Annotated in this window: 24 protein-coding genes; 11 read left to right on the top strand and 13 right to left on the bottom strand. The window is 68.6% G+C overall.

Annotation, left to right across the window (positions count from 1 at the left end):
* Nucleotides 1-22: 22 nt before the first annotated feature.
* A complete protein-coding gene (locus EDF27_RS09335; protein ID WP_243698272.1) occupies nucleotides 23-1,291 on the top strand; it encodes an MFS transporter in 1,269 nt (422 codons plus the stop codon).
* A 38-nt stretch (nucleotides 1,292-1,329) separates the two neighbouring features.
* Nucleotides 1,330-3,807 (top strand): glycoside hydrolase family 3 C-terminal domain-containing protein, encoded by a 2,478-nt coding sequence (locus EDF27_RS09330; RefSeq protein ID WP_132048409.1) that lies wholly within the window; start codon nucleotides 1,330-1,332, stop codon nucleotides 3,805-3,807.
* Between the two features lie 427 nt (nucleotides 3,808-4,234).
* Here the strand turns inward: EDF27_RS09330 and EDF27_RS09325 are convergent, their stop codons facing one another.
* Nucleotides 4,235-5,254 carry an LLM class flavin-dependent oxidoreductase gene (locus tag EDF27_RS09325; protein ID WP_132048407.1) on the bottom strand — a complete coding sequence of 340 codons (1,020 nt, stop codon included), beginning with the start codon at nucleotides 5,252-5,254 and terminating at the stop codon, nucleotides 4,235-4,237.
* A gap of 123 nt (nucleotides 5,255-5,377) precedes the next feature.
* Here EDF27_RS09325 and EDF27_RS09320 point away from each other — a divergent pair, with 123 nt between their 5' ends.
* Together EDF27_RS09320 and EDF27_RS09315 are read left to right on the top strand one after the other, a co-directional pair.
* A complete protein-coding gene (locus EDF27_RS09320; RefSeq protein ID WP_132048405.1) occupies nucleotides 5,378-7,942 on the top strand; it encodes a DEAD/DEAH box helicase in 2,565 nt (854 codons plus the stop codon).
* A 62-nt stretch (nucleotides 7,943-8,004) separates the two neighbouring features.
* Nucleotides 8,005-8,256, top strand: a complete 252-nt coding sequence (locus EDF27_RS09315) for a DUF6458 family protein (RefSeq protein WP_123655955.1) — start codon at nucleotides 8,005-8,007, stop codon at nucleotides 8,254-8,256.
* 25 nt (nucleotides 8,257-8,281) lie between these two features.
* Here the strand turns inward: EDF27_RS09315 and EDF27_RS09310 are convergent, their stop codons facing one another.
* A complete protein-coding gene (locus EDF27_RS09310; RefSeq protein ID WP_132048403.1) occupies nucleotides 8,282-9,322 on the bottom strand; it encodes an aldehyde reductase in 1,041 nt (346 codons plus the stop codon).
* Nucleotides 9,323-9,441: 119 nt separating this feature from the next.
* Between EDF27_RS09310 and EDF27_RS09305 the strand changes: the two genes are divergently transcribed.
* Nucleotides 9,442-10,266: a helix-turn-helix transcriptional regulator gene (locus tag EDF27_RS09305; RefSeq protein WP_123655953.1), complete on the top strand. Its 825-nt coding sequence runs from the start codon at nucleotides 9,442-9,444 to the stop codon at nucleotides 10,264-10,266.
* Nucleotides 10,267-10,280: 14 nt separating this feature from the next.
* Here the strand turns inward: EDF27_RS09305 and EDF27_RS09300 are convergent, their stop codons facing one another.
* A complete protein-coding gene (locus EDF27_RS09300) occupies nucleotides 10,281-10,688 on the bottom strand; it encodes a PIN domain-containing protein (protein WP_123701513.1) in 408 nt (135 codons plus the stop codon).
* Nucleotides 10,689-10,693: 5 nt separating this feature from the next.
* On the opposite strand from EDF27_RS09300, the gene EDF27_RS20105 reads away from it, so the two are divergent.
* Nucleotides 10,694-11,011 (top strand): hypothetical protein, encoded by a 318-nt coding sequence (locus EDF27_RS20105; RefSeq protein ID WP_243698271.1) that lies wholly within the window; start codon nucleotides 10,694-10,696, stop codon nucleotides 11,009-11,011.
* 11 nt (nucleotides 11,012-11,022) lie between these two features.
* Here EDF27_RS20105 and EDF27_RS09290 read toward each other — a convergent pair whose 3' ends face one another.
* From EDF27_RS09290 to EDF27_RS09280, 3 genes are read right to left on the bottom strand one after another with little or no spacing between them, the layout of a single operon-like run.
* On the bottom strand, nucleotides 11,023-11,835 hold the full coding sequence (locus EDF27_RS09290; RefSeq protein ID WP_132048401.1) for a hypothetical protein: 813 nt from the start codon (nucleotides 11,833-11,835) through the stop codon (nucleotides 11,023-11,025).
* On the bottom strand, nucleotides 11,832-12,287 hold the full coding sequence (locus tag EDF27_RS09285) for a hypothetical protein (protein ID WP_132048399.1): 456 nt from the start codon (nucleotides 12,285-12,287) through the stop codon (nucleotides 11,832-11,834). Before EDF27_RS09285 ends, EDF27_RS09290 begins: the two co-directional genes overlap by 4 nt.
* An 18-nt stretch (nucleotides 12,288-12,305) precedes the next feature.
* Complete coding sequence (locus EDF27_RS09280) at nucleotides 12,306-12,827, bottom strand: ribonuclease H (RefSeq protein WP_123701517.1); 522 nt, start codon at nucleotides 12,825-12,827, stop codon at nucleotides 12,306-12,308.
* Between the two features lie 235 nt (nucleotides 12,828-13,062).
* Here EDF27_RS09280 and EDF27_RS09275 point away from each other — a divergent pair, with 235 nt between their 5' ends.
* Nucleotides 13,063-13,392 (top strand): hypothetical protein, encoded by a 330-nt coding sequence (locus EDF27_RS09275; protein ID WP_132048397.1) that lies wholly within the window; start codon nucleotides 13,063-13,065, stop codon nucleotides 13,390-13,392.
* Between the two features lie 6 nt (nucleotides 13,393-13,398).
* Here the strand turns inward: EDF27_RS09275 and EDF27_RS09270 are convergent, their stop codons facing one another.
* Nucleotides 13,399-14,217, bottom strand: a complete 819-nt coding sequence (locus tag EDF27_RS09270) for an aldo/keto reductase (RefSeq protein WP_132048395.1) — start codon at nucleotides 14,215-14,217, stop codon at nucleotides 13,399-13,401.
* Between the two features lie 333 nt (nucleotides 14,218-14,550).
* Nucleotides 14,551-15,756: an MFS transporter gene (locus EDF27_RS09265; protein WP_123655945.1), complete on the bottom strand. Its 1,206-nt coding sequence runs from the start codon at nucleotides 15,754-15,756 to the stop codon at nucleotides 14,551-14,553.
* A gap of 355 nt (nucleotides 15,757-16,111) precedes the next feature.
* Between EDF27_RS09265 and nrdH the strand changes: the two genes are divergently transcribed.
* The 4 genes from nrdH to nrdF all read left to right on the top strand — a co-directional run bounded on the left by nrdH (nucleotide 16,112) and on the right by nrdF (nucleotide 20,097).
* A complete protein-coding gene (gene nrdH / locus EDF27_RS09260) occupies nucleotides 16,112-16,345 on the top strand; it encodes a glutaredoxin-like protein NrdH (protein ID WP_022904483.1) in 234 nt (77 codons plus the stop codon).
* Nucleotides 16,346-16,456: 111 nt separating this feature from the next.
* Entirely contained in the window at nucleotides 16,457-16,873 is a 417-nt protein-coding gene (gene nrdI / locus EDF27_RS09255; RefSeq protein ID WP_123701521.1) for a class Ib ribonucleoside-diphosphate reductase assembly flavoprotein NrdI, read from the top strand.
* Between the two features lie 17 nt (nucleotides 16,874-16,890).
* Nucleotides 16,891-18,996, top strand: a complete 2,106-nt coding sequence (gene nrdE / locus EDF27_RS09250) for a class 1b ribonucleoside-diphosphate reductase subunit alpha (protein ID WP_123655943.1) — start codon at nucleotides 16,891-16,893, stop codon at nucleotides 18,994-18,996.
* A gap of 99 nt (nucleotides 18,997-19,095) precedes the next feature.
* Complete coding sequence (nrdF, locus tag EDF27_RS09245) at nucleotides 19,096-20,097, top strand: class 1b ribonucleoside-diphosphate reductase subunit beta (protein ID WP_243698270.1); 1,002 nt, start codon at nucleotides 19,096-19,098, stop codon at nucleotides 20,095-20,097.
* 239 nt (nucleotides 20,098-20,336) lie between these two features.
* On the opposite strand, the gene EDF27_RS09240 is transcribed toward nrdF, so the two are convergent.
* Genes EDF27_RS09240 through EDF27_RS09220 form a run of 5 tightly spaced genes read right to left on the bottom strand, consistent with a single transcriptional unit; the run spans nucleotide 20,337 to nucleotide 24,248 of the window.
* Nucleotides 20,337-21,926 (bottom strand): glycoside hydrolase family 32 protein, encoded by a 1,590-nt coding sequence (locus EDF27_RS09240; RefSeq protein WP_132048393.1) that lies wholly within the window; start codon nucleotides 21,924-21,926, stop codon nucleotides 20,337-20,339.
* Nucleotides 21,916-22,242, bottom strand: a complete 327-nt coding sequence (locus EDF27_RS09235) for a hypothetical protein (protein ID WP_132048391.1) — start codon at nucleotides 22,240-22,242, stop codon at nucleotides 21,916-21,918. The genes EDF27_RS09240 and EDF27_RS09235 overlap by 11 nt, the downstream gene beginning before the upstream one ends.
* Nucleotides 22,243-22,274: 32 nt before the next feature.
* On the bottom strand, nucleotides 22,275-22,487 hold the full coding sequence (locus EDF27_RS20255; protein WP_132048389.1) for a twin-arginine translocase TatA/TatE family subunit: 213 nt from the start codon (nucleotides 22,485-22,487) through the stop codon (nucleotides 22,275-22,277).
* A gap of 40 nt (nucleotides 22,488-22,527) precedes the next feature.
* A complete protein-coding gene (gene tatC, locus EDF27_RS09225; RefSeq protein WP_132048387.1) occupies nucleotides 22,528-23,283 on the bottom strand; it encodes a twin-arginine translocase subunit TatC in 756 nt (251 codons plus the stop codon).
* 56 nt (nucleotides 23,284-23,339) lie between these two features.
* Nucleotides 23,340-24,248, bottom strand: a complete 909-nt coding sequence (locus tag EDF27_RS09220; protein WP_132048385.1) for a carbohydrate kinase — start codon at nucleotides 24,246-24,248, stop codon at nucleotides 23,340-23,342.
* Nucleotides 24,249-24,281: the final 33 nt, after the last annotated feature.

The raw sequence follows: 24,281 nt of genomic DNA, 5'->3' as shown, positions 1-24,281 counted from the left end.
GGCGCACCCGATGGAGGTTGCAGTGGCCAACGACGCCCTGACCGTTTCCGACGCCCCGACCGCAGTCGCACCCACGCGCGGCCGAGGCAGCTCGCTCATGTACACGCTCGGCATGCCGATCGCGATGCTCGGCCTGTACATCGCCCTGCTCCCGCCGGTGCTCGTCGCGATGGCACTCAAGGTCGCCGAGATCGCGCCGGACGACCAGGCCGGCGTGCTCGGCCTGGCGCTCGGCGTCGGCGCCTTCGCCGCGATGGTCGCCAACCCGCTGGCCGGTCGCTTCAGTGACCGGACCGCCGGGAGGTTCGGCATGCGTCGTCCGTGGATCATCGGTGGCACCGTGGTCGGCTTCGCGGGCCTCGTGGTCGTCGCGACGACGTCCTCCACCCTGGTCCTGGTGCTCGCCTGGGGCGTCACGCAGATCGCGTTCAACGCCACGATCGCGGCGCTCACCGCCGTCATGCCGGACCACGTCACGCGGTCCCAGCGCGGCCGGGTCGCGGCGCTGCTCGGCCTCGCGCAGAACCTCGCGCTCGTCGGTGGCACGTTCCTGGTGCAGCTGTTCACGACGTCGGCGACGCAGATGATCGTCCCCGGGGCGATCGGGTCCGCCGTGGTGGTGCTCTACGCGCTGCTGTTCCGCGACCGGGTGCTCGTCGAGCGCCCCACCTCGCGCCTCGGCGTCGGGCAGCTGTTCGGCTCGTTCGTGTTCAACCCCGTGAAGCACCCGGACCTCGGCTGGGCCTGGCTCACGCGCTTCATGATGGTCGCCGCGCAGTACACCGCCGTCAGCTACCTCACCTACTTCCTGCGCGACGACATCGGCATCGCGGACGCGCACGTCGCGAACGCCGTCTTCCAGGGCACGCTCTGGAACGTCGTCGGCATCGTCCTCACCTCGCTGATCGCCGGGTGGCTGTCCGACAAGCTCGGCCGCCGCAAGCTCTTCGTCGCCATCGCCGGGATCGTCGGTGTCGTCGGTCTGGTGCTCATCGCCATGGCGCCGTCCCTCGGCATGGTGCTCGTCGGCGAGTTCGTGATGGGCGCCGGCATGGGCGTCTTCTACGCCGTCGACCTCGCCCTGATCACGGACGTGCTGCCCTCGGACGAGGACAATGCGAAGGACCTCGGCGTCGTCAACATCGCGCAGGCCCTGCCGCAGTCGATCGTCCCCGCGTCCGCACCCGGCGTGATCGCCCTCACCGGCGGGTACAGCGGCTTCTTCATCACCGGCGCCGTCGTCGGACTGCTCGGGATCGTCTCGGTCTCGCGCATCCGCGGCGTGCGCTGATGACCCGACCCCGGCTCTGAACGAAAGGACACACCACCGTGACCACCGTGAACGACGTGACCACAGCCTCCAGTCCGCCCTCGCTGGACGAGCGCATCGGCGCGCTCGTCGACCAGCTGACCGCCGAGGAGAAGGTGCAGCTGCTCACCGGGCGTGACTTCTGGACCACCTGGCCGATCGAGAAGATCGGGCTGCGCCGGATGCTCATGTCCGACGGTCCGTCGGGGGTCCGTGGCGAGGTGTGGGACGAACGCGACCCGTCGCTGAACCTGCCGTCCGCCACCGCGCTGAGCGCTTCGTGGGACCGCGCGATCGCCAAGCGCTACGGCGCCGCCGCCGCCGTCGAGGCCCGGCGCAAGGGCGTCGACGTCGTCCTCGGCCCGACCATCAACCTGCACCGGTCGCCCCTCGGCGGCCGCCACTTCGAGGCGTTCAGCGAGGACCCGGTGCTGACCGGGGACCTCGCCGCGTCCTACGTCGCGGGCGTGCAGGAGAACGGCGTCGCCGCGACGCCGAAGCACTACATCGCGAACGACTACGAGACGGACCGCTTCACCGCTTCGACCGAGGTGTCCGACCGGGCACTCCGTGAGCTGTACCTGCTGGCGTTCGAGAAGGCCGTCACCGAGGCGCACACCTGGGCGATCATGTCCTCGTACAACGCGATCAACGGCGTCACCGCGTCCGAGAACGACCTGCTCGAGACGCCGCTGAACTCCGAGTGGGGCTTCGACGGCATCGTCGTCTCCGACTGGACCGGCGTCCGCTCCGTGGACTCGGCGAAGGCGTCCCAGGACGTCGCGATGCCCGGGCCGAACCCGTGGTGGAGCGAGGGACCGCTGCTCGCCGCGGTGCAGGACGGCTCCGTCCCCGTCGAGGCGATCGACCGCAAGGTCCGTCGGATCCTGACGCTCGCAGCCCGCGTCGGGGCACTGGCGGGGTTCGATGCCGTCGCGTCCTCGCCCGTGCACGTCGAGGACGGCGTCGCGTTCGTGCGCGAGGCCGAGGCGGAGGGCACCGTGCTCGTCCGCAACACCGGCGTGCTGCCGCTGTCCGCGCCGGCCGTGTCCCGCATCGCGGTGATCGGCCACAACGCCGACCAGGCTCGCACGCAGGGCGGTGGCTCGGCGACGGTCGTGCCGTCGCAGGTCGTGTCGCCGCTCGACGGGATCAGCGCAGCGTTCCCCGGCGCCACCGTCGACTACGCCATCGGCGCCGTCGTGCAGGAGGGCATCGCGGAGTTCCCGCTGGCGACGGTCACCAACCCCGTGACCGGCGAGCCCGGTGCGCGCGTGGCGTTCGTGCAGGACGGGTCCGAGGTCTTCGTCGAGGACCGGCAGGCCACGGCGCTGTTCTGGTTCGGCGGCGACGCCCCGACCCGGACCGCCGACCGGCTCGACATCACCACGACGTACACGGCGCAGACCCCGGGCACGATCCGGATCGGCGTCGGCGCGTCCGGTCGCTCGCGGATGTGGATCGACGGCTCGCTCGTGCTCGACGAGGACGTCGCCGTCGAGGGCGACCAGCTCGGCGCGGCCTTCCTCAACCCGCCGGCACGATCCGTCCCGGTCACCGTCACCGCTGGCCAGGAGCTCGCGATCCGGATCGAGCACGACATCGTGCAGGACGAGGCGCTCGGCGGGGTGCTCGCCTACCAGTTCGGCACCGAACCCTCGGACGAGGACCCGTCCGTCCTGATCGACGCGGCCGTCGCGACCGCTCGTGACGCCGACGTCGCCGTGGTCGTGGTCGGCACGAACTCCAAGGTCGAGTCCGAGGGGTACGACCGTTCATCGCTCGCGCTGCCGGGCCACCAGGACGCGCTCGTCGCCGCGGTCGCCGCTGCGAACCCGAACACGATCGTGGTCGTCAACGCCGGGTCGCCGGTGGAGATGCCGTGGCGGGACGACGTCGCGGCGGTGCTGCTCACCTGGTTCGGCGGACAGGAGTACGGCAACGCGCTCGCGGACGTGCTCACCGGCGCTCGTGAGCCGGGCGGCCGGCTCCCGACCACGTGGCCCGCCGCGATGGCGGACGTGCCCGTGCTCGACGTCACCCCGGTCGACGGCGTCGTCCGGTACGACGAGGGTGTGCACATCGGCTACCGCGCGTGGCTCCGCGCCGGCACCGAACCCGCCTACCCGTTCGGGTACGGCCTCGGCTACACGACGTGGACGATCGACGGCGTCTCGGGCTCGCCCGAGGTGCGCGAGGGCGACGCGGCCATCGTGACCGCCACGGTGCGGAACACCGGCTCGCGCGCCGGGAAGCACGTCGTGCAGGTCTACGCGTCGCGCGCGGCTTCCGCGGTGGACCGGCCCGTCCGGTGGCTCGTCGGCTTCGCGCCCGTCCGGCTCGAGGCGGGGGAGAGCACCGAGGTGTCGATCGAGGTGCCGGCACGGGCCTTCGCGTACTGGGACGGCGCGTGGTCGTACGAGCCGGGCACGTTCATGCTGCACGTCGGGAGTTCGGTCGTCGATGCGGCCGGAACGGTGCAGATCGAACTCGTCTGAGGCCGTTTGATCCGGTTTCCGCGCGCCCCAGGGATACATTCAGTAACATTGATCATGCGTCAGGCGGCTGGTTACCGTCGACGCGCGCACCGACGAGGATCACCGTGAGCGCGACACGGCCTCCTGATCCGGCCGATGGAGCCCCGGTGATCCTGGTGCGTCACGATGCGCCCCCGCGTTCTCGCGGGGGCGCATCCCTTTTGCCCGTCCCGGTCGCGTCCTCGGGGCATATTTCGTCTACGGAATATCTGCTGACGAATTGTCACGGTTTCCTGAATGCACGGGCGTCGAGTTGTGACAAACAACGCGGCAGGTGGAACGATGGGTGCACCATCCCGTACGGATCAGGGACGAGATGGTCATCCGGCGAGGAGCCCCGGGACTCACCACACCGCGGGCCCCGCCGGATGCCCTGGTCACTCGTTCGCTAGTCGTTCAGGTGCGGGGCGATCTGCTCGGCGATGACCGTCAGGATGCGTTCGTGGGACGCGGCGTCGCCGTTGGCGGGCAGGGTGATGACGAGCTCGTCGGTCGCCGCGACGGCGGGGTCCGCCCGGAGCGCGTCCACGATCGCGGCCGGCTCCCCGGACACGACCTTGCTGAAGCGGAACGGCGGGGTGCCGGAGAGCGGACGACCCTCGTCGTCCATGCCCGAGGCGTAGCCGGTGAGGAACTCCTGGTGGACGGCCCGGTCGTGGTCGTCGAGCAGCGGGACGACGATGCGGCCGACGGCGACCTTCGGGGTGCGGCCGTCCGCACCGTGCAGTTCCGCGAAGCGTGCGCGGTAGGCGTCGATCTGCGCAGCCTGGGCCACCGCGAAGGGCTCACCGGTGTCCTCCGTGTTCAGCGTCGAGCAGTGCAGCAGCAGCCCCTTCTCGGCCGTGCGGAGGGCGGTGCCCATGCTGCCGCCGCCCCACCAGACGCGGTTGCGGAGGGCGGGGCTGAGCGGCTGCAACGTCAGGTCGGCGCCAGCGGGGATGCTCTCGTACCCCGTGCCGGCCGTGCCGAGGGGCTCACCGTCGAGGACTTCGAGCAAGCGGGCGGCGCGGGCTTCGGCCTCGTCCCGGAAGCTCCGCTCGACGCTGCCGAACACCGGGTCGAGGATCGGGCCGTAGCCGGCGATGCCCGTGCTGATGCCGAGCTGCACCCGGCCGCCGCTCAGGAGGTCGACCGTGCTGGCGTCCTCGGCGAGCCGGACCGGGTCCTCGTAGCGCATCCCGAGCACCGCGGTGCCGAACCCGATCGTGCTGGTGCGCTGCGCGGCGGCCGCGAAGAACGTCATCGGGCTGGTGAGGAACGGCTCGAAGTGCCGGCCGCGCACCCAGCCGGTGCCGTAGCCGAGGCGCTCGGCCGTCTCGAAGAGGCGGAGGCCGTCCTCGAGCGCTGCGGCCGCGCCGGCGGGACCGCCGCGGTTCGGGACGAAGGAGAGGAAGCCGAGTTCGCGCACGGGGTGAGTCTATGCGCCTGTATGCAACGGGGCCATGGTTCCCGTCTGTGGAACGTTCGCCACTCCTCCACAGGTGCCGAGCCTCCCGAGCGTCGCTGGTCACCATGCTGGGAGGATGGGTCCATGACCGACGTCACCACCCAGCCACCACTCGTCGCCGCGCTGCCGGCGGCCCCCGGCGGTGTCGTCGACCCCGATGCCGTCTACCAGGCCTTCGCCGACTGGGCCGAAGCCGGCGGCCGACCCCTCTACCCGGCGCAGGACGAAGCGCTCATCGAGCTCGTGTCCGGGGCGAACGTCGTGCTCAGCACCCCCACCGGTACCGGCAAGTCCCTCGTCGCGGCCGGTGCGCACTTCGCGGCGCTCGCCGAGGGCAAGCGGAGCTGGTACACGGCACCGATCAAGGCGCTCGTCTCGGAGAAGTTCTTCCAGCTCGTCGACCTCTTCGGTGCGCAGAACGTCGGGATGGTCACGGGGGACTCGAGCGTCAACGCCGATGCCCCGATCGTCTGCTGCACCGCCGAGATCCTGGCGAACCTGGCGCTCCGCCAGGGCCCGGACGCCGACGTCGACGTGGTCGTCATGGACGAGTTCCACTTCTACGGCGACGCCGACCGCGGCTGGGCCTGGCAGGTGCCGCTGCTCGTGCTGGAGCGGGCCCAGTTCCTGCTGATGTCGGCCACCCTCGGGGACGTCACGACCATCGCCGACGACCTCTCCCGGCGCACCGGCCGACCGACCGCCCGGGTCACCGGCGTCTCACGACCCGTGCCGCTCGAGTACGAGTACGTGATGACGCCCGTGCAGGAGACGGTCGAGCGACTCCTCGACGACGGCAAGGCACCGATCTACATCGTGCACTTCGCCCAGGCCGCCGCGCTGGAACGCGCGCAGGCGCTCATGTCGGCGAAGGTCGCCACACGCGAACGGCGCGACCAGATCGCGGAGGCGATCGCCGGGTTCCGGTTCAGCGCCGGGTTCGGGCAGACGCTCTCCCGGCTCATCCGCGCCGGCATCGGGGTGCACCACGCGGGCATGCTGCCGAAGTACCGGCGCCTCGTCGAGCAACTCGCGCAGCGCGGCCTGCTGCCGGTGATCTGCGGGACGGACACGCTCGGCGTCGGGATCAACGTGCCCATCCGGTCCGTGCTGCTCACCGGGCTCACGAAGTTCGACGGCACCCGGATGCGGCAGCTCTCCGCGCGCGAGTTCCACCAGATCGCCGGACGTGCCGGTCGTGCCGGGTACGACACCGAGGGCGATGTCGTCGCCGAAGCGCCCGAGCACGACATCGAGAACGCGCGCGCCGTGGCCAAGGCGGGCGACGACCCGAAGAAGAAGAGCAAGATCAAGCGCAAGAAGGCGCCAGACGGGTTCGTCTCGTGGGGACAGGCGTCGTTCGAGCGCCTGATCCAGGCCGAACCCGAGCCGATGGTGTCGCGGATGCGGATCACGCACGCGATGGTCCTCGCCGTCGTCGGGCGCGGGGGAGACGCGTTCGCCGCGGTGCGGTCGCTCGTCTTCGAGAACCACGAGCCCCGTTCGCGGCAGCTCGCCATGGCGCGGCGCGCACTCACGATCGCGCGCACGCTCATCAACGCGCAGGTCATCGAGCGGGTGCCAGGGCCTCCCGTCACCTACCGCCTGACCGTCGACCTGCAGGCGAACTTCGCGCTCAACCAGCCGCTCTCACCGTTCGCGCTCGCCGCGTTCGAACTGCTCGACCCCGAGTCGCCGACCTACGCGCTCGACATGGTCTCGATCGTCGAAGCCACCCTCGACGACCCGCGGGCGATCCTCTCGCAGCAGCAGTTCAAGGAGCGCGGTGAAGCCGTCGCCCGGATGAAGCAGGAAGGCATCGAGTACGAGGAGCGCATGGAGCTCCTCGAAGAGGTCACCTGGCCCAAGCCGCTGGACGAACTGCTGACCGCCGCGTACGACGCGTACGCGGCCGAGCAGCCCTGGGTGCTCGACTTCACGCTGTCGCCCAAGTCCGTCGTCCGCGACATGTACGAGCGAGCGATGACCTTCGGCGACTTCGTGCGGTTCTACCAGCTCACCCGCTCCGAGGGACTCGTGCTGCGCTACCTCTCGGACGCGTACCGGACCATGCGGCAGACGATCACCGAAGACCAGCGCACGCCCGAGCTCGACGACCTCATCGAGTGGCTCGGCGAACTCGTCCGGCAGGTCGACTCGTCCCTGGTCGACGAGTGGGAAGCCCTGGTCAACGGGGACGTGTCGCTCGCCGCCGCCGAGCACGAGGAGATCGCCCCGCCGCAGCCGTCACGACTCACCGGCAACGTCCGCGCTTTCCGGGTGCTCGTGCGGAACGCGCTGTTCCAGCGGGTGCTGCTCGCCGCGCGCGACGACGTGGACGGTCTGGCGGAACTCGACAGTGCCGCCGGGTTCGACGCGGACGCGTGGGACGCCGTGCTCGAGGAGTACTACGAGTCACACGACGACGTCGGGACGGACGCTGAAGCGCGGTCGATGCAGTACCTGGTGCTGTCCGAGCAGGGCCGGACGTGGCGTGCTCGACAGATCTTCGCCGACCCGTCCGGGGACAAGGACTTCGGGTTCTCGGCGACGATCGACCTCGACGCCTCGGACGAAGCCGGAGAGGCCGTCGTGCGGGTCACCGAGATCGGGCGGTTCGACGGGTGGGCCGAGGTCGACGTCGACTGACGCCGGGAACACACGGTGCCCCGTCCGGGTACGTTCGGCGTGACCCCACGGAAGGAACCACCATGCGCATCGGATCGAGCATCGCCCTGATCGTCATCGGCGCCATCGTCGCCTTCGCTCTGGACTTCCAGCTCGCGGGCGTCGACCTGCGGCTGATCGGGTACATCCTGATGGCGGCCGGCGTCGTGCTGCTCATCATCAGCCTGGCCGTCGCGTTCGGTGGTCGTCGGTCGACCACCACCACCCGGTCGGGCGTCGATCCCGCATCGGGCGAGCAGATCACCCGGCAGGACCGACGCGACGGGTCGTACTGACACCCGTCGTCGTGGGCGCCCGGCCCTAGCCGACCAACCCGCGCGCGACCATGCTCTCCGCGGCGGCGGTGATCGCGTCCTTCGGGTCCCGCGGCGTCCAGCCGAGGACCGTCCGGGCGCGCTCGTTCGAGGTGCGCTTGGCGTAGCCGAGGTCGGGGACGAACGCCCGGAACTCCGGACGGAACCTCGCCGCTGCACGCACCGCGGCGTTCGGCATCGAGTGCTTCGGCACCTTCGTCGCAGCCTCGCCGAGGCGCTCGCGGAGCGTCGCAGCGATCTCGGCCATCTCGAGCGCCGGCCCGTTCGAGAGCAGGAACCGCTTGCCGGCAGCCTCCGGGACATCGATCGCTGCGACGTGTGCGGCTGCGACGTCCCGGACGTCGACGATCGGGATGAACAGCTGCGGGGTCGCCGGCATCGACCCGTTCAGCATCGACTGCAGGATGTGGTTGGCGCCGGAGACGCTGCTGCCCATCGCGGGACCCATCACGGCGACGGGGAGCATGGTGACGAGTTCGGGCGTCCCGGCAGCGTCGGCGCCGGCCACGAGATCCCACGCCGCGCGCTCGGCAAGCGTCTTGCTCTTGCCGTACGCGTCCACGCCGGGGCCGTCCAGCACGGTCCAGTCGTCCTCGGTGAACACGTGGTCGGTGTGCGGGTGGCCCCAGCTCACCGCGTGGAACGCCGAGGTCAGGACGACACGACGCACGCCGGCGTCACTGGCGGCGCGGAGCACACGGACCGTGCCCTCGACCGCGGGCTCGATGACCGTCGCCTCGTCCTCGACGTGTCCGGGCATCACCGGGGACGCCACGTGCAGGACGACGTCGACGTCGGCGGTCGCAGCGGCCCAGCCGTCGTCCGCGGTGAGGTCGGCGGCGACGAACTCGAGCCGATCGCCGGCCGTCATGCCGGAGTCGGTCAGGACTGCACGCACCGCCGCCTCCTTGTCGAGCGAGCGGATCGTGGCGCGGACGTCGTGGCCGGCGTCGAGGAGCTGCAGGATGCAGTGGCCGGCGATGAAGCCGGAGCCCCCGGTGACGAGGATGCGGGTGGTGTCGGACATGTGGACCTCCTGGTGTCTGGTTCCACCCTCCAGCGGTGTCGGCGGCCGTTCCAGACCGCTCCGCTCCTGGTAGCGCGGCGACCAGGCAGCGGCGCACGGATCTGCCTACCGTGGGGAGCATGACCGACGAGACGAACCCCCTGGGCGAGTTCCTCCGTGCCCGGCGCGAGCTGGTCACCCCGGAACGCGCGGGCATCCCGGTGTCGGGGGTCCGGCGGGTCCCCGGGTTGCGGCGGGAAGAGGTCGCGATGCTCGCCGGGATCAGCAGCGAGTACTACCTCCGGTTGGAGCAGGGGCGGTACCGGAACCCGTCGGCGCAGGTCCTCGAGTCCGTCGCGCGGGTGCTGCAGCTCGACGAGGACACGACGGCGTACCTGCTCGGGCTCGTGGTCGAGCAGCCTCGGGCACACCGGCAGCGCCGACCCGTGCGCGAGGTCGTGCCCGCCGGACTCCGTGCGTTCGTCGACAGGCTGGGCACCCCCGCCTTCGTCGAGGGCCGCTACCTGGACGTCCTCACCGCGAACCCGATGGCGGCCGCGCTCTCACCCCGGCTGGTCGTCGGCGCGAACCGGCTCCGTGACGTGTTCCTCGACCCGGAGGAGCGCGCGCTGTTCGTCGACTGGGAGCTGGCGACCGAGGGGCTCGTGGCGTCGTTCCGGCAGTCCGTCGGGACCTCGATCGACGACCCGCGGTGCGTGGAGCTCGTCGGGCAGCTCTCCATCGCGAGCCCCCGGTTCCAGCGGCTCTGGGGACGGCACGACATCGGCGGGCGTCGGGGCGCGGTGATGCGGTTCGACCACCCCGTGGTCGGAGCACTGCAGCTGCACCGGGAGAAGCTCATCGTCGCCGAGGCGCAGGACCTGACCGTGGCGATCTACCACGCCGACCCCGGCACGGCGGACGCGGAGAAGCTGGCGCTGCTGGCGTCGACCGTCGCGGTCTGACGCTGCCCGCTCGCTCAGGGATGCTCGGGCAGGTACTCGTGCCGGAAACCCTGGACACTCGCCGCGATGTGCTCGTAGTCGCGGTCGGCGCTCAGCACCGTCGCCCCGTTGCAGATCGCGTACGCCGCGATGTGGACGTCGATCGGCCCGGCTCCTCGTGCGAACCCGTTGCTCCACAGAGCACTCTGGATCGCCGTGACATCGTCGACGTCGGGGTGCACTGATGCTTCGAGGAAGGCTTCCATGTCCCCGCAGTGTTCGTCGTGATCCGAGCTCGAGCGGGCCGAGTGGCAGTACTCGAGGACCTGGGGTGGGCAGGTGAGGATGAGGTCCTGTGTGGCGATGGCACGCAGACGCTCCGCGATCCCAGGAGCCCGGCCCGCCTTCCACCACACCGAGTTGTCGACGATGTAGGTCGCCATCAGGGGTGCAGTTCGTCCGCCGCCGCGGGCTCGTCAGCGAAGTTCCTCGCGATGATCCGCTCGACTGCCGCCGGTTGACGCCGTACTGCGATGAGCGTCTCGAGAGCGCGCTGCACGACTTCGCGGTTCGAACGCGCCCCCGTCAGTTGCTTCGCATCGTCGAGGACGCGCTGATCGAGGTCGATCGTCGTAACTGCCATACCGACTCCCATCGTTTGTATAAGCGAGTATATAGACGGGGCCAGCGCCTGTGCCAGGTGAGCACGAGGCTGGCGAGCGCGACCGCGGCGGGGGTCTCCCACGGGATCGAGGAGCTCGGGTGACGGCTCAACGCTCAGCGACGGACGAGGGCGTCGACGGACTCCTGGTAGACCGCGAGCACCTCGCGCATGACGTCGTTCGTGGCCGACGTCCCGAGCTCGACGAGGCCGTCGTCACGGTTCTCGGGGCAGAACCAGTCGAGGTCGCCCGCGCGGATCAGCTTCTGCCCGATCCCGGTGCGGGGCACGCCGAACTCGAACTCCGTCCAACGGCCCTGCTGCCACGCCCGGCCGACACTCCAGCTCGCGGGCTCGGGGGCGGGAGGGATGGACGAGGCCGCGGCGATCCGGGCCTCGACGGCGTCGCGAGGGTAGGCACTCGGATCGTCGCCGTGTTCGAACGTCCAGGTCGGACCGATCCCCATCCACGAGATGAGGAGGCCGAGCGCGAACGACTCGGTCGTCAGGGCGAGCGTCACCCGCTGATCGGTCGGGAGCTCCGTCGAGAGCAACTGCGGTCCAGCCGCGATGACGGCGCCGTCGCGGGACAGCCAGCACGACCACTTGCTCGTGACCCCGCCGCTCCGTGCTTCCGCGCCGAGGGCGATCACCGTGTCCGCGCGGACGTCGAGGTACTCCTGCGCGGCGGGGCTGGGGGCTCCGGCGTCCGTGATCATCCCGGCGGCGCGCAACTCCTCGAATGCCGGCGTCGAGGGTCGTACGCGGAAGAAGCGTCCTCTCCGTGCCTTCCACAGCGCTTCCCAGCTGTCCTGGGAGAGGCGGACGCCGCCAGCGGGGTACGGCTGCGCCACGGCGACCCGTGCGAGCGACTCGCGCGGGAGCCCCTGGCGCGCGGTGGCTGCCTGGTCGATCGCGACGTCGGTCATGCTGCGTCCTTCACTTCCATGCCGCCGGCGATCATGTCGAACTGGTCCTCGACGAGGAACCGATCGCGGATCGAGGCGCTCATCGTCAGGTCGATCGCGTGACGCCCTGTCGCGATCACGTACCGCGTGACCGACACGCACATCCCGTCGGTCTCGTACAGCGACTCGACGACGCGCCCTTCGCCGCCCTCGCGGAACCAGGGCTGGTCGGCGACGACGTGCGACCAGACGGGGTGGGCGCGCGCCTCGCTGATCGCGCGGGCGCCGAGGACGTGGATCGGCTCGGTGCTCGGTCGGACCGAGAGGACCCCGTTGGGGCGGAAGGTCCAGGCGCCGTCGTCCGGCGCCGCGACCGCCAGCACCTGCCCGTGCGCGTCGACCTCCTGCCATCCGTCGGGGATGACGAGGTCGACGAGCGGTGTGCGCACGCTCCGCCACCCAGGCGCCGTCATGCCGAAGCGTTCTCTACGTCAGAACAGGGTCGCGGGCGGCGTCGCCTCGGGCAGCGGCGCTGGCTCGGTCACCTCGACGCCGGGCCAGCCCGGGCCGTGGGGGACCTCGGTGTGGTTCTGGTACGCGGTCGCAGCACCACGGGCGCGGACGTCGGCGGCCTCGTTCATCTCGTGGCCGACGTGACCCCGGACCCACTCGAAGGTGACCTTGCGGCCCTGGAGCTCGGCGTCGAGCTCCTTGATGATCTCGACGTTCATGACCGGCTTGCCGTCGGCCTTCCGCCATCCCTTCCGCTTCCACCCCGCCAGCCACTCGGTGCACGCCTTGATGGCGTACTGGCTGTCGCAGAGGATGTGCAGCGGTTCGCCGGAGTCCTTCGTGGCGCGGAGCAGCTGCAGCACGGCGGTGAGCTCGCCCTGGTTGTTCGTGGCGTTCGGCCACCCGCCGGCTGCCCAGCGGTCGTCGTCGACGTACCAGGCCCAGCCGGCCGGGCCGGGGTTGCCGAGGGCGGAGCCGTCAGCTGCTGCGACGATCGTCACGGGGGACCTCCTGAGGTGGGGCGAGTGCCCGACAACGGTAGCGGACGGGCGCGGGGCTCCGCGTGCTCGCACTGTGCGAGGCTGCGGACACTGTGGGAGGCGTGGGTGCTCGCACAGTGGACGGAACCTCGCACGCTGCGATCAGAGCGGGGCGGAGCGGCGCGGCGCGGCGGCGCGGCACCGCGTGCTCGCACGGTGCGAGGGCACGCAGGTGCGGCGGCCTACCGTCACGCGCATGAGCAACGACATCGCGGGACCCGAGCACGCGGACGACCGGGACCGGAACGACGCACTGCGCGCCGCCGCGCACAGCGAGGACGTGGCGGGCGCGAGCGAGCGTCAGCAGCGTGCCGCAGACACCTCCCACAGCCCGTCGAGCGAGCGGGAGAGCGTCTCGTCGCAGACCGAACAGCGCGACGACGACGACCTGCGCGAGGACGGCATCGACCCGTCGAAGATCACCGCGGCCCCGGGCACGGGCGGCGCCGACGACGCGGGCGACGTGGAGCCCGCGCCGGAGGACCTCCACCTGCCGTGGCAGTCCGAGGACGACCGCCGCGGGTAGCGGGCGCTAGGACACCGAATCGGGGTGCGACCCCGTGCGCTGGCCGGACTCGAGCGCAGCGATCGCCGTGAGCTCGTCGTCTGTCAGCGCGAAGCCGTCGACGTCGATGTTCGACCGGATCCGCGACGGTGTGACCGACTTCGGCAGCACCACGACCCCCTGCTGCACGTTCCACCGCACGAGGACCTGCGCCACACTCACCCCGTGGGCGTCCGCGATCCCGACGAGCACCGGGTCCTCGATGAGCCGCCCGCGACCGAGCGGTGACCACGCTTCCGTCACGATGTCGTGCCGGCGGTGGAAGTCGATGAGTTCGCGCTGGGGGAGCCAGGGGTGCCGCTCGACCTGGTTCACCGCGGGGACCTGGCCCGTCTCGGCGATGATCCGCTCGAGGTGCGGCACCTGGAAGTTCGAGACGCCCACGCTGCGCGCACGACCGGACTCCCGCAGTTCCACAAGCGCGCGCCAGGTGTCGACGTAGCGGTCGTTCGCAGCGGCCGGCCAGTGGATCAGGTAGAGGTCGACCGCGTCGAGCCCGAGTCGGTCGAGACTGGCGTCGAACGCCCGCAGGGTCTCGTCGCGTCCCTGATTGGTGTTCCACACCTTCGTGGTCACGAAGACGTCGTCACGATCCAGTCCGGAGGCTCGGATCGCCTTCCCGACACCGGTTTCGTTGCCGTACATCTCGGCTGTGTCCACGTGGCGGTACCCGGCGTCGAGTGCGGTTCCGACCGCGACCGCTGCTTCCGCGTCGTCGACCTTGTACACGCCGAAGCCGATGGCGGGGACGGACCGACCGTCGCGGAGGGGGATGGAGGTGACCATGCAGACCATCCTGCCGGTCCTGGCGGAGTCGAGTCGGGCCTCCCGTCCGATCTGTGCAGAACCGGGCGCGCGCTCCGAGTTGTGGAGGAGGCCCGTTCTCACCCATCGCGCCCGCACTGGAAAGTCGAATCGCGCGTAGGGGGTCGGAAGAATCGACCACCTACGCGCGATTCGACCTCCCACGCGCGAAACGACCTGGCGGAGGCGGGGTGGGGGACGGGCCAGCGAGGACGACCCGGCGAGGGGCGACCCGGCGGAGGCGGGGCGGGGGACGGGCCAGCGAGGACGACCCGGCGGGGGACGGGCGGGGACCCGCGACCCGCGACCCGGCGCCTAAGTCGGGATGTTCACCGGCTCGGTGTCGGGGATGGGGCTGGCGTCGCGACCGCGCAGGTCGGGGAGCCAACGCTTCGCGACCAGCGGCAGCAGCACGCCGACGAAGGCGGCGGCTGCGCCGACGACCATGCCGCCCGTCGCACCGTGCATGTCGATGAGGAAGCCGGCGACCGCGGAACCGAGCGCGGCACCGATGAGCTGGCCGGTACCCATCCAGCCGTAGGCCTCTGCCGTGTCGGAGAACTTCACGGTGGCGGAGACCGACCCGAACATCACGGCGAGGGCCGGCGCGATCCCGCCGCCCGCGATGAGCAGCGCGAACGCGAGCCACCAGAACCCGGTGCCGAACGTGGCGAGCCCCAGGCCGATGAAGACGATGAGCATCCGCGTCCACAGGGTGTTCGGCGAGATCGGTCGGTGGCCGAAGGCCAGGCCACCGACCAGCGAACCGACCGCGAAGATCGCCAGGACGATGCCGGCGTTCGGGCTGCCCTCGCCGAAGGCGCTGGTGACCCCGGCCTCCACCGCGGCGCACGCTCCGATGAGGAGCATGCCGGTGAGGGTCGCGACGACCACGGACGGGCGCTGCAGCACGACGCCGAACGCGCGCTTGGAGCGGGGGATGCGGACGCGGCCGAGCTCGGGGGAGGCGATGAACCAGACGCCGCCGATGACGAGGAACGCCATCGCGAGGACGATCGCCTCGACGGTGCCGATCTGCGTCGCGACGAACGTCGTGATGACGGGTCCGGCGACCCAGATCAGTTCCTGCGCGCTGGCGTCGAGGGAGAAGAGGGGTGTCAGCTGCGTCGAGGTGACCATCTTCGGGTAGATGGTGCGCACGGCGGGCTGGACGGGCGGGACCGCAAGGCCGCCGAGGAACCCGACCACCACGTACGCCCACAGTGGCATGGTGGCGAACGCGATCACGCCCATGCTCACGAGCGCGATCAGGCTGGTCAGGATGAGGACGGGGCGCATGCCCCAGCTGCCCATCCAGCGGCTGGTGAGCGGGCCGGCGATGGCTTGGCCGACGCTGGTGGTGGCGAGCACGAGCCCGGCGGATCCGTACGAGTGGAAGACGTGCTCGACGTGCAGCAGGTACGCCAGCGAGAGCATCCCGAAGGGGAACCTCGCGGTGAGCTGCGCGGCGATCACACGACCCACGCCGGGGGTCTTCAGGAGGTTGCCGTACGCGCTCACGCTCCGAGTGTACGGACCGGACGGGGCACGGCGCGGGCCGTGTGACCACTCCGGGGGAGGGGGTCCGGAACGCGGTTCTCAGACACGCCGATGCAGGGGTACGAACGTCCGGTTTCCACACCTCTGGAGAACCGCCTCCACAGCCTGTTGGGAGTGTCGGTGGCCGGTGCGAGACTGGCGGAAATCCGGGGCTGTGGGGAATCCACAGACTGTGGAGGGTGTTGTGGAGAACTACAGGGGTGTAACACTTCCTCTTGTGGTCACTACCGCGATCGAGCACTACATGTAGTAGCGTCGTGCTCAGCACAGCACACGAACTTCGGACCTGGAATCAGGCCCAGAACCAGGGGTAAACATGGCCGTCACCGTCTACACCAAGCCGTCCTGCGTCCAGTGCACCGCGACGTACCGGGCCCTCGACAACAAGGGCATCCAGTACGAGGTGCACGACGTCTCCACGGACGAAGCCGCGCTCGAGCACGTCAAGAGCCTCGGCTACCTCCAGGCCCCCGTCGTCGTGACCGACGACGACCACTGGTCGGGCTTCCGCCCCGACAAGATCGCGACGCTCAGCGCCGAACTGGCGTAAGGCGTCTCCCGTCCGGTGGGCGGTGACTCGAACTCGATCAGGAGGCTCGACTCACCGCCCACGGACACCCCTCCGGTCCGTCAGTCCGCACCTTCTGTCGAGGAGCGCAGCATGAGCCGACTCGTCTACTTCTCCAGCGTGTCCGGGTACACCGCACGCTTCGTGGAGAAGCTCGGCCGCGACGCGGACCGGATCCCGCTCTACCCGGGCGAACCGTTCCTGCACGTGGACGAACCGTACGTCCTCGTCCTGCCCACCTACGGTGGCGGGAACGGCGAGGGAGCGGTCCCCAAGCAGGTCATCAAGTTCCTGAACGACGAACACAACCGGTCACTGATCCGGGGCGTCATCGTCGGCGGGAACACGAACTTCGGTGAGGCCTACGGCCTCGCGGGCGACGTGGTCTCACAGAAGTGCCACGTGCCCGTGCTCTACCGCTTCGAACTCTTCGGCACGCCGGACGACGTGTCCGCGGTCAACTCAGGATTGGATGCATTTTGGACGCAGCAGTTGCAGACGTCGATCTGACGTCGCCGACGACGGGGATGGACTACCACTCCCTCAACGCGATGCTCAACCTCTACGACGCGGACGGCAACATCCAGTTCGACAAGGACCGCGAAGCCGCCAAGCAGTTCTTCCTGCAGCACGTCAACCAGAACACCGTCTTCTTCCACAACCTGAAGGAGCGGCTCGACTACCTGGTGGAGAACGAGTACTACGAGCAGGCGACGATCGACCTGTACTCGCTCGACTTCATCCAGCGTCTGAACGACCTGGCGTACTCGAAGAAGTTCCGGTTCCAGACGTTCCTCGGGGCGTTCAAGTACTACACGAGCTACACGCTCAAGACGTTCGACGGCAAGCGCTACCTCGAGCGCTTCGAGGACCGCGTCGTGATGACCGCCCTCGGCCTCGCGCAGGGCAACGAGCAGCTCGCGATCGACCTCGTCGAGGAGATCGTCGCCGGGCGCTTCCAGCCCGCGACCCCGACGTTCCTCAACACCGCGAAGGCACAGCGCGGCGAGCTCGTCTCCTGCTTCCTCCTCCGCATCGAGGACAACATGGAGTCGATCTCTCGCGGGATCAACTCCTCGCTGCAGCTCTCGAAGCGCGGCGGTGGCGTGGCCCTGCTGCTCTCCAACATCCGTGAAGCCGGCGCTCCGATCAAGCAGATCGAGAACCAGTCCTCGGGCATCATCCCCGTGATGAAGCTGCTGGAAGACTCCTTCTCGTACGCCAACCAGCTCGGTGCCCGCCAGGGTGCCGGTGCCGTGTACCTGTCGGCGCACCACCCGGACATCATGAAGTTCCTCGACACCAAGCGTGAGAACGCCGACGAGAAGATCCGCATCAAGACGCTGTCGCTCGGTGTCGTCGTGCCGGACATCACGTTCGAGCTCGCGAAGAACAACGAGGACATGTACCTCTTCTCGCCGTACGACGTCGAGAAGGTCTACGGCGTCCCCTTCGGTGACGTCCCGATCTCCGAGAACTACCGCGCCATGGTCGACGACTCGCGCATCAAGAAGACGAAGATCAAGGCCCGCGAGTTCTTCCAGACCATCGCGGAGATCCAGTTCGAGTCGGGTTACCCGTACATCGTGTTCGAGGACACGGTGAACAAGGCCAACCCGATCAAGGGCCGGATCAACATGTCCAACCTGTGCTCGGAGATCCTGCAGGTCAACACCCCGACCACCTTCAACGAGGACCTCTCGTACAAGGAGATCGGCAAGGACATCTCCTGCAACCTCGGCTCGCTGAACATCGCGCTCACGATGGACTCGCCGAACTTCGGCAAGACCATCGAGACGGCGATCCGCGGCCTGACCTCGGTCTCGCAGATGTCGCACATCAACTCGGTGCGTTCCGTCGAGGACGGCAACGACAAGTCGCACGCCATCGGCCTCGGCCAGATGAACCTGCACGGCTACCTCGCTCGTGAGCACGTGTACTACGGCTCCGAAGAGGGCATCGACTTCACGAACATCTACTTCTACACGGTGCTGTTCCACGCCCTGCGCGCCTCGAACAACATCGCCATCGAGACCGGCGAGACCTTCGACGGCTTCCGCGACTCGAAGTACGCGTCCGGTGAGTTCTTCGACAAGTACACCGACGCTGCGTGGACGCCCGCGACGGCTCGTGTTGCTTCGCTCTTCGACAACGCGAACATCACCATCCCGACGCAGGACGACTGGAAGGCGCTGAAGGCGTCCATCCAGGAGCACGGGATCTACAACCAGAACCTGCAGGCCGTGCCGCCGACCGGTTCGATCTCGTACATCAACCACTCCACCTCGTCGATCCACCCGATCGCGTCGAAGATCGAGATCCGCAAGGAAGGCAAGCTCGGTCGCGTCTACTACCCGGCGCCGTTCATGACGAACGAGAACCTGGACTACTACCAGGACGCGTACGAGATCGGCCCGGAGAAGATCATCGACACGTACGCCGCGGCGACGCAGCACGTGGACCAGGGCCTGTCCCTGACGCTGTTCTTCAAGGACACCGCCACCACGCGCGACATCAACAAGGCGCAGATCTACGCATGGCGCAAGGGCATCAAGACGATCTACTACATCCGTCTCCGCCAGCTCGCGCTCGAGGGCACCGAGGTCGAGGGCTGCGTTTCGTGCATGCTGTGACCTTGTTCTTGACCTTCTCCTGACCGGAGGCGCGGTGCCAGCCCGCACCGCGCCTCCGGTCCGACACCTGTTCCGATCCACGAATTCCGGAAGAACGCAATGACTCTCACCGACCCGGTCCACGCCACCGGCAAAGCCGTCCCGCTGATCCGTTCGGTCAGCGCGATCAACTGGAACCGCATCCAGGACGAGAAGGACGTCGAGGTCTGGAACCGCCTCGTCAACAACTTCTGGCTGCCCGAGAAGGTGCCGCTGTCGAACGACGTGCAGTCGTGGAACACGCTCACGCCGGCCGAGCAGACGCTGACCATGCGCGTCTTCACCGGTCTGACGCTCCTCGACACGATCCAGGGCACCGTCGGCGCGATCAGCCTGATCCCCGACGCCGTCACCCCGCACGAAGAGGCCGTCTACACGAACATCGCGTTCATGGAGTCGGTGCACGCCAAGAGCTACTCGTCCATCTTCTCGACGCTCGCGTCCACGCCGGAGATCGACGACGCCTTCCGCTGGTCGGTCGAGAACCCGAACCTGCAGAAGAAGGCGCAGATCGTCCTCGACTACTACACCGGTGACGACCCCCTGAAGCGCAAGGTCGCCTCGACCCTGCTCGAGTCGTTCCTGTTCTACTCCGGCTTCTACCTGCCGATGTACTGGTCCTCGCGCGCCAAGCTCACCAACACCGCTGACCTGATCCGCCTGATCATTCGCGACGAAGCCGTCCACGGGTACTACATCGGGTACAAGTTCCAGAAGGGCCTCGAAGGGCTCTCGGAGGAGCGCAAGCAGGAGATCAAGGACTACACGTTCAACCTCCTGTTCGAGCTCTACGAGAACGAGGTCCAGTACACGCAGGACCTCTACGACCAGGTCGGGCTGACCGAGGACGTCAAGAAGTTCCTGCACTACAACGCCAACAAGGCGCTGATGAACCTGGGCTACGAGCCGATGTTCCCCAAGGAGACGACGGACGTGAACCCGGCGATCCTGTCGGCGCTGTCGCCCAATGCGGACGAGAACCACGACTTCTTCTCGGGGTCTGGGTCGTCGTATGTCATCGGCAAGGCGGAGAGCACTGAGGACGAGGACTGGGACTTCTGATCCTGCTCTGACTTACGAGAACGCCCCGATGGCTTCGGCCGGCAGGGCGTTCTCGTCGTTGTCGAGGGCGTCCGGATAGGGGACCCCGGATTCAAAAAGTCTGCGGACCACCCATCTGAGACCGGACGGCCTGACGCTGCTCGGCACGGAGCGAGTCGTCCGGAGGACGACCGTCTAGCGGGCAGCGAAGAAGCAGCCCCAGGGCGGAAGGGCAACTGCTGCCTTCCGCCCTGCGCGCGCTAGCTTCCGTATTCGCGGATGGTGATGTTCGAGAAGGTTGCGGTACCGCCGTCGGAGTACAGCGAGATGCCCGTGTCGCCGGCGTCGAAGTTCACCTGATTCGAGAGCACGGTGTAGCCGGCATTGACGAACACCTCGACGCTTTGCGTGTCGACGAGGATCCGGAGGTGCACGGCGCGGGCGGCGGGGTCGATGGGCGCTGCGGCACGGGTGTAGGGCGTCAGTGCGAATCCTGCACGGTCGGACGAGGCCCTGTCGACGTATAGGTCGCTCCGGTACTTGCCGATGTTGGTGTGTCGCGCCCCGTCCGCCGAGCGTCCGACCGAGACTCCGACGTTGGTGGCGTTAGTCCAGGTGGCGTCGAGCTCGATCTCGTACGCGCGGCCGTTGTAGGGCAAGACCACTGAACCGTTGACGGTCTGGTTCGTGATCGGCACGGTCCGCTTCGCGGTGCCCTTGAGCGCCGCGATCGGTGCGCTGAGCAGCGTGTAGCGACCATCGGTCTGCTTCTGCAGCGTGATCTCGCGGACGATCGAGTTCTGGCCGTTGTACCCGTCGGATGCGTCGGTGGGGACCTGCCGGTTCGCGTACTTCCAGTTGTTCATCCAGCCGAGGCCGTACCGCTTCGTTGTCGGCGCTTCGTTGGCAGGCCAGGTGACTGCCGCGTACCAGTCCCATCCCCAGTCGAGCCATTGCGGTGTGAGGTTGTCCGCGGTGTACGTGGTGCCGTTCCACGAGCCGGTCCAGTACGCGTACGTGCAGGGCAGCCCCTCGTTGTAGGCGTCCATGCTGCCGGCAAGGACCCAGTGCTTGGTGCCGTCATCTGCTGTGATCTGGAAGAGGTCGGGGCACTCGATGCCACCGAGGTTGTGGTCGGGGTAGTCAAAGTTGTGCTGCAGTGTCCAGTCGATGAGGTTCTTTGACGTGTAGAACGCGGCGTAACGCTGCCGGCCGATGACGCAGACCCATTCGTTGCGGACGTCGTCCCAGGCCACCTTGGGGTCGCGGAACCACTCCGCGTTGGAAATCTGCGCGTCGGTGGTGGCGGTACGCCCGTCGGTGTTGACGATGACGGGGTTCGGTCGGGCGGTGAAGGTGAAGCCGCCGTCGGTGGAGTAGAAGAGGTACTGCTCCTGGTACTTCCGCACGGCTCCGGTGGGGCGGGTGGCCAGCGCGATGACGGCACCGGCGCCGTAGCCGGCGGTGTTGTTGGTGTCGATCAGGGTGCACCCGGTCCAGGTGGGCAGGCCGGTTTGCAGGGGGATGACGGTGCCCTGGAAGGTGAAGTTGATGCCGTCTGTGGTGGAGACGTGGTCCCATCCGCCGTCCCCGTTGTCGACGTCGGAGTGCAGGTAGTACAGCTGGTAGGCGCCCCGTGTGAATACCGGTCGCTGCGGGTCGGAGAGCCACCCCGCCGGCGGGGTCATGTGGTACTTCGCTCGGAAGGAGGTCGCTGCTGTGGTCGTGGTGGAGGCGGATCCCGCGGTGGCAGCCTGCGCGGCTTCAGCGGGCGCTGCTGTGGCGAAGAGCGCCAGGGCGCCGATTCCGGCGCCCTGGAAGAGGGTTCGGCGGTGAAATTCAGATGTCATCGTTGACTCCGGTTCGAGCGTTGGTTGGTCCTGCAGTGTGGGTAAGCGCCGTTGGTTCAACGGTGGGTTCGTGTGGTGTCGGAGGTTGCGTGAGCGCGTCGCGGATGATGCGGCGCGGGTCGTAGCGGCGCGGATCGAGTTCGGACCAGTCGATGTCGACCCCGGTCTGCTCTTCGATCTGCGCTTTGGTCGTGTCAGCCCATCCCCGCAGCTGACGCAGGAAGGCGGTGAGCTGTTTGCTGTGGGTGGCCAGCCGAGCCGGTCCGAGACAGAACCCGGCGATGGCGGCGATGACGAGCAGCTTCTCGACGTCCACGGTGCTTCCCCGTCAGCTCGTCGAAGAGCAGCTCACTCGTGCGACGGCACGGTGCCGTCGTGTGCGACCGGGGTGCTGGCCTGGTCGGCGCTCTTCTTGTTGTCGCCCGCGTGGATCTCGCTGCGGAAGATGTTGAGCGACTGCCCGAGCCCCTTTGCCAGGGCGGGCAGCTTGGTGGCGCCGAAGAGCAGTACGACGATGCCGAGGATGATGAGCAGGTGGACGCCGGTGAGGTTGCCGAGCATGATAAGTCCTTCGTGTGCAGGCGGCGCAGCGGACGCTACGTCACGGGGTGGTGGTTGAGGAAGCTGCTCCGAGGCGGCGAGCAAGACGGCGGTCGTGCAGCCAAGCGACCGCGCACGCTGCGAGGTAGAGCACGCCCATCGGGATGGCGAGGAGGAACATCGATGCGATGTCGGCGGAGGGTGTGACGAGTGCGGTGAAGATGAGGATGCAGAGCACGGCGATGCGCCATGCGCCGAGGATCGCTTTCGCGGTGAGGACCCCGACGAAATTGAGCAGGACGAGGAACACCGGCAGGACGAACGCGATACCGACGGCGAGGACGAGCTTCACGGCGAAGTCGTAGTACGCCTTCGCGTCGACGATCGAGGTGTCTTGGTCTGCGACGAAGCTGCCGAGGATCTGCACGATGTGCGGCAGGACGTACCAGCCGAACCAGCAGCCGCCGAGGAAGAGGGGAATCGCGGATCCGAGGAACCCGACGGCGTAGAGCCTTTCCTTTCGAACCAGGGCAGGAACGATGAACGCCCAGACTTGGTACAGCCAGGCGGGGCTGGCGATGACGACCGCGATGGTGATTGTGATTTGGAGGCGCAGGTCGAAGGCGCTGCTGATGGCGGGGAAGTTCAGTTCCGCGGTGTGACCGCCGCCGGCGGTTGCGAGCTCGGTGACGGGTGCGCGGAGTTGGTCGAGCACGAATGGTGTGAGGAACCAGCCGATGACCGCGCAGACTGCGATGGCGAGCACCGCGCGGAAGAGCCGCTTCCGGAGCTCGTTGAAGTGTTGCCCGAGTGACATCGTTCCGGCATCGGGGCGCTTCTGCCGCGTCGTTCCGCGGGGAACGGACGGGGCGCTCATCTGGTGGGCTCGCCCAGTGCTGCGAGCACGTCATCGGCGGTTGGTAGGTCCGCACCACGACGGCTCACCGTGATCGCAGCGGCGCTGGTGCTGACCTGGCCGAGTCGTGTCAGAGCTATGGAGTCCAAGGCGTCGAGCGTGATGGTGTTGTCCTGGAGTTGCCAGATGAGGGTGGCCATATACGTGTCTCCGGCGCCGACCGTGTCGACGACGTCGACGCGTTCACTTGGCACGGTGACCCTCTCCCGGGTCGTCGCGAGCGTTGCGCCGGCGGCACCACTGGTGATGGCGGCCAGCATCACGCCGAGCTCGAGGAGCCGGTCGAGGACGGCATTGGCGCTGTCGCCTGGGTAGAGCCAGGCGGCGTCCTCGTCGGAGAGTTTCAGCACACTGGCGTCTGCAGCGAGCTGCTCGAACCAGACCCGTGCAACCGCCAGGTCGCCGAGGAGCGCGGGCCGGATGTTCGGATCGAATGAGACCGTGCCGCCGGCGGCTGCGGTGCGCTGGGCGAGCTCTCGCACTTTGCCCGCTCCGGGCTGCAGGAATGCGCCGATCGATCCGATGTGCAGCCAGCGAGGCGTTTGCGGCAGGTGCGGCAGGTCCCATTCGATGCCGAACTCGTAGGTGGGTTGGCCGTCCGGAGCGAGCCGGATTGTCGCCGTGGAGGTTTTCGTGGCACCGAAGACGCCGGGAACCAGCTCGACCCCTGACGCCTCGAGGTGATCCGCGATCTGCTGGCCGCGGGCGTCGTCACCGAGCCACGTGGCGAATTCGACCGGCGCGCCGAGCCGTCCGAGCCCGAGGGCAACGTTCGCGGGGCTCCCGCCGGGGATCTCCCGGGTGGCGTCGTCGTGGACGATGTCGACGAGCGCTTCTCCGGCAACGGTAATTCGATGCACAGTCATCTCCTTCGATGATCGGGAACGAGTCGGTGCCGG

The sequence above is a fragment of the Curtobacterium sp. PhB136 genome, assembly GCF_004346855.1.
Taxonomy (GTDB): Bacteria; Actinomycetota; Actinomycetes; order Actinomycetales; family Microbacteriaceae; genus Curtobacterium.
Note: the sequence above shows the minus strand (reverse complement) of the source record. Positions and strands in the feature narration are given on the sequence as shown.